Origin of the sequence: Actinoplanes sp. NPDC048791, from assembly GCF_040650095.1 — a bacterium.
GTDB lineage: Bacteria > Actinomycetota > Actinomycetes > Mycobacteriales > Micromonosporaceae > Actinoplanes.
This window is the reverse complement of record NZ_JBEZGQ010000678.1, coordinates 1-4693: the sequence shown is the minus strand read 5'-3', so window position 1 is coordinate 4693 and position 4693 is coordinate 1. Positions and strand designations below refer to the sequence as shown.

Sequence of the window (4693 nt, the reverse complement as noted above, 5' to 3'; positions counted from 1 at the left end):
CGCCGACCCGGCCCGGTCCCGGATCGTCACGGCGTCGGTCGCGGTGGTCGCGACGGTCCTGCTCCTCTGGGGGTACGCCGAAGCGATGCGCGTCTCCCGGGTCCGCCGCATCGACGTGCGCATCCCCCGGCTCGGTAAGGGGCTCGACGGCCTGAAGGTCGTGCTGCTGACCGACACCCACTACGGCCCGATCGACCGGGCCCGCTGGTCGCGTGGTGTCGTCGACGTCGTCAACTCGCTGGAGCCCGACGTGGTCGCGCACACCGGCGACATCGCGGACGGTGAGGTGGCCCAGCGCCGCGAGCAGGCGGCCCCGCTCGGCGATGTCCGCGCCCGGCTGGCCCGGGTCTACGTGACCGGCAACCACGAGTACTTCAGCGGCGCCCAGCGCTGGGTCGAGCACATGGCCTCGCTGGGCTGGGAGGCGCTGCACAACCGGCACGTCGTGGTGACCCGCAACGGCGACAGCCTGGTCGTGGCCGGGGTCGACGACCGTACGGCCGCGGGCTCGGGTGTGCCCGGCCACCACATGGACCACGAGGCCGCCCTGGCCGGCGCCGACCCGGATCTGCCGGTGCTGCTGCTGGCCCACCAGCCGCAGCAGATCACCGGCGCGGTGGCGCACGGCGTCGACCTGCAGCTGTCCGGCCACACCCACGGCGGGCAGATGTGGCCCTTCCACTACCTGGTCCGGCTGGACCAGCCGGTGCTGCAGGGCCTGAGCCGGCACGGCGAGCGCACCCAGCTCTACACCTCGCGTGGCACCGGTTTCTGGGGGCCGCCGTTCCGCATCTTCGCGCCGAGCGAGATCACGCTGCTCACCCTGCACGCGGCCTGAGCCCGGCGGTCAGTTCAGGCGCTCCAGCAGGTGCACGGTCACGCTGGCACCCTCCTCCTTGCCGATGCGGCGGCGCAAGGCCGTCTTCACCGGCAGCTTGTGCCGGCCGTCGCCCAGCGCCATGAACGAGCTGGTGAACGGCTCACCGTCGACCGTGCCGCGGACCTTGACCAGGCCGCGGGTGCCGAAGAGCTCCGCCGAGCCCGGCATGATCACGTACGTCCAGCCGTTGTCCGCGCCGCTCTTCTCCAGCACGGCTGTGAACTCGGTGTCGAGCGGTCCGGCGGTCCGTGTCATCGTCTGCTCCCAGTGCCGGGGCGCCTCCGGCGGGCGCCGTCACCCAGGTGTAGAAGCCGATACCGGATTCTCGACATCCCCGCCATGGTGACGCACGTGATAGCCCGCGGCCTCGTAATTGCGTTGAGTCCGCACCCGCGCGCACCGCAGGATGGAGTCACCGCCTTCCCCTATCCGTGAGGACTTTCGATGCGCCTGCTCCGCGACTTATGGGCGACGTCGCCCCGGCGCACCGGGTTCGTGGCGGTCCTCATCGTGCTGGGCGCGGCCGGGCAGGCCGGCGCCCTCGGCCTCGCCGGTGCAGTCCTGGTCAACCGGTCCGTGCCGCTGTTCACGCTGCTCGCCATCGCCCTGGTGGTGTCCGTGCTCAGCGACGTCATCGTCGGCCTGGTCGTCGCCGGGCTGACCGCCGACTGGGCGGCCACCGTGCGCCGCGGCCTGTGCCGGGTCGCCTTCGGCCAGGAGCTGCCGGCCCTGGAGAACACCCCGGTCGGCGAGCTGCTCGACCGCATCGACAGCGATGTCTACCAGGTCGGCTCCGAGCTGCGCGGCAGCGGCGTCCGGCTGGCCCAGTCCCTCGCCGTGGCGGTGCTCTCCATCGTCACCGCCTTCTTCGCCTGGTGGCCCGCCGGGATCGGCATGCTGCTCGTCTCGATCCTGCTGGTGGCCGTGCTGACCAAACCGGTCCAGCGCATCTCGCCGCTGCGGGTGCGCGAGGAGGAGGCCTGGTCCGACCTGGCCGCCGTGATGGAGGAGTCCGTCCACGGCCAGGACGACGTCCGCACCAGCCTGGCCGCCCCGTACGTCCGTCGGCTCTACGCCCAGCGCGCCCGTGAGGTGCTGATCCGCGGCCGCAAGGTGTGGACCACGTCGTCGCGGGTGACGCTCAGCGCCGGGGCGATCACCCGGGTGCTGATCGCGGCCCTCGTGCTCGTCGGCGCCTGGGCCCTGACCGCCGGGCATGTCGACGGGGCCCGGCTCACCGCGGTGTGGCTGCTCGCGCTCGGCTTCGGCGGCACGCTGGAGCACGTCACCCGGATGGTGCCGGAGCTGCAGAACGCGCTCGGTGCCTGGAGCCGCGTGCAGTCGCTGCGCGCCGTACCCCAGGAGCCGACCGCCGGGCTGCCGCCGGTCGACGGCGACCTGCACGTCCGGGATCTGACCTTCCGCTACGGCGAGGCCGATTCCGGGCGCCCGCCGGCGCTGCGCGGCATCAACCTGTCCTTCGCCCGCGGCCGGTCCTACGCGCTGATCGGGCGCACCGGCTCGGGCAAGTCGACGCTGGCCAAGGTGCTCACCCGGGCCGTCGACGTGCCCCGCGGCACCGTCTTCCTCGGTGGCACCGACATCGTCGACCTGGACGTCGAGGGGCTGCGCCGGTGGACGGCGATCGTCCCGCAGCGCACCGAGATCCTGGCCGGCACCCTGGCCGAGAACATCGCGCTGTTCGACCCGGAGCTGCTGCCGCGGGCCGGCGCCGCGCTGGAGGAGCTGGGCCTGACCTCGTGGGCCGACGCGCTGCCCGACGGCATCGACACCCGGCTCGGCGAGGGCGGCTACGTGCTCTCCGCCGGGCAGGAGCAGCTGGTCGCGTTCGCCCGGATCCTGGTCCGGGACCCGCACGTGGTGATCCTGGACGAGGCCACCGCCCGGATGGACCCGGTCACCGAGGCCTGGGTCCAGCGCGCCACCGACCGGCTGCTCGAGGGCCGGATCGGCGTCATCGTCGCGCACCGGCTGTCCTCGGTGCGGCGCTGCGACGAGGTCGTGGTGCTCGCCGACGGCCAGGTGCTGGAGGCCGGGCCGCTGCTCGCCTCGCAGCGCTTCGCCGAGCTGCTCGCGAGCTCCAACGTCACGGCGCCCGCGCGTACGTCCGGCGGGGTGGCCCTGCTCGAACGGGAGCCGGAGGAGCCGCTGCGCACCGAGCTGGGCAACACGCTGCCGCTGGCCGATCCGCCGCCGCTGCCGCCGGCCCCCCGCGCGCGCACCATGCGCGAGATCGCCCGGCTGACCACCAACGACCCGCGGTACGGTCTCGCCGCGATCTCGCTGTTCCTCGTCCTGGTGCTGCTCGGCCTGGACGGCGCGATCCTGCCGCTGCTGTGGTCGCAGGTCGTCGACAACGTCGGCGATCCGATGTGGCCGGCAATCGGCATCACCGCCGGGCTGATCGTGGCGATCCCGGCGCTGTACTACACCGGCGCCTGGTTCCCCGAGTGGTGGGTCCGGCAGATGCTGCGGATCAGCATGCGGCTGGTGCACGGCCAGATCGGCCCCCGCCGGGTCAGCAAGTACACCCCGGCCGAGGTCGTGGCCCAGGGCGGCGACACCGAACGCGTCGTCATGCTGGCCGACAACCTGATCGACACCAGCGTCAGCCTGGTCATGATCGTGGCGATGACGGCGGCCTCCCGGTCGTTCGTGCCGGCCGCGTTCTTCATCGGCACGATGGTGATCTCGGGCCTGGCCGCGACGCTGTTCGGGCCCCGGCTGGAACGCGCGGCCCGGCACACGGTGGCGGCCCGCGCGGCGTTCGCGACCGCGCTGGTGTCCTCACAGTCGGCGGCGCGCACGGTGAAGCTGGCCGGCGCGACCAGCTCGGTGCTGGAGCACCTGGCCGGGCTGGACGCGTCCCGCAGCGACCGGCAGCGCCGGGAGATCTCGATCCAGGTGTGGGCCCGTTCCACGCCGTCGGTCGTCAGCGGCCTGCTGCCGATCGCCGCCTGGGCGATGTACCTGGCCGGCAACCTGTCGGCGGCGGCGACGCTGATCGCAGTGGCGACGCTGGGCGCGGCCCGGTGGTTCGCGTGGACCACGGCCTCGCTGGTGTCGCACTTCCCGTCGGCCCGGGTGTGGACGCGCCGCACGGTGGCGATGGCCGGGGTGTCGGAGTATTCGTCGGAGGTGCCGGGCGTGGACATCGCCCAAGGGACCGCGGACGCGCCGCCGGCTCCGCCGCGCAACCCGTTGCGCACCTTGGAGCTGTCCGGCTTCAGCGCGGTGCACGAGAACGGCACGGTCGGCGCCCAGGACATCGACCTGGTCGTCGAGCGCGGCCAGCTGGTGCTGGTCGTCGGCCCGGTCGGCGCCGGCAAGTCGTCGCTGTTGCGGGCCCTGGCCGGGATCGTGCACCACACCGGGTCGCTGACCTGGAACGGCCGGCCGGTGGACGAGCCGGAGGTGTTCCTGCGGCCCAACCAGGTCGGTTACGTGGCCCAGCTGCCCCGGGTGCTGTCCGGCACGGTCGCGGACAACATCCAGCTCGGCCACGAGGTGGACGCCGCCGACGCGGTGAGCACCGCGCAGCTGGAGCACGACCTGGCGGCGGCCGGCGGCGGCCTGCAGCTGCTGATCGGCCACAAGGGCACCCGGCTCTCCGGCGGCCAGCTGCAACGGCTGGCGCTGGCCCGGGCCCTGGCGCCGCGCACGGAGCTGCTGATCGCCGACGACGTGTCGTCCGCGCTGGACGTCACGACGGAGCTGGAGCTGTGGCGGGCCCTGCGCGAGCACGGCGTCACGGTGGTCGGCTCGACCTCAAAGCGCGCGGCGCTGTCCCGC

Annotated in this window: 3 protein-coding genes; 2 read left to right on the top strand and 1 reads right to left on the bottom strand. The window is 73.5% G+C overall.

Annotation, left to right across the window (positions count from 1 at the left end; all coding sequences use genetic code 11):
• Nucleotides 1-838 (top strand): metallophosphoesterase (locus AB0C29_RS34330; RefSeq protein ID WP_360829223.1); only part of this gene is annotated, 838 nt, incomplete at its 5' end.
• A 9-nt stretch (nucleotides 839-847) separates the two neighbouring features.
• On the opposite strand, the gene AB0C29_RS34325 is transcribed toward AB0C29_RS34330, so the two are convergent.
• Entirely contained in the window at nucleotides 848-1135 is a 288-nt protein-coding gene (locus AB0C29_RS34325) for a DUF1905 domain-containing protein (protein WP_360829220.1), read from the bottom strand.
• A gap of 189 nt (nucleotides 1136-1324) precedes the next feature.
• On the opposite strand from AB0C29_RS34325, the gene AB0C29_RS34320 reads away from it, so the two are divergent.
• A partial coding sequence (locus tag AB0C29_RS34320; protein WP_360829217.1) for an ABC transporter ATP-binding protein/permease occupies nucleotides 1325-4693 on the top strand: 3369 nt, incomplete at its 3' end.

What these genes read in the sequence shown, in the direction of transcription:
- AB0C29_RS34325 (WP_360829220.1), bottom strand. Translation starts at nt 1,135, where the DNA reads ATGACACGGACCGCCGGACCGCTCGACACCGAGTTCACAGCCGTGCTG.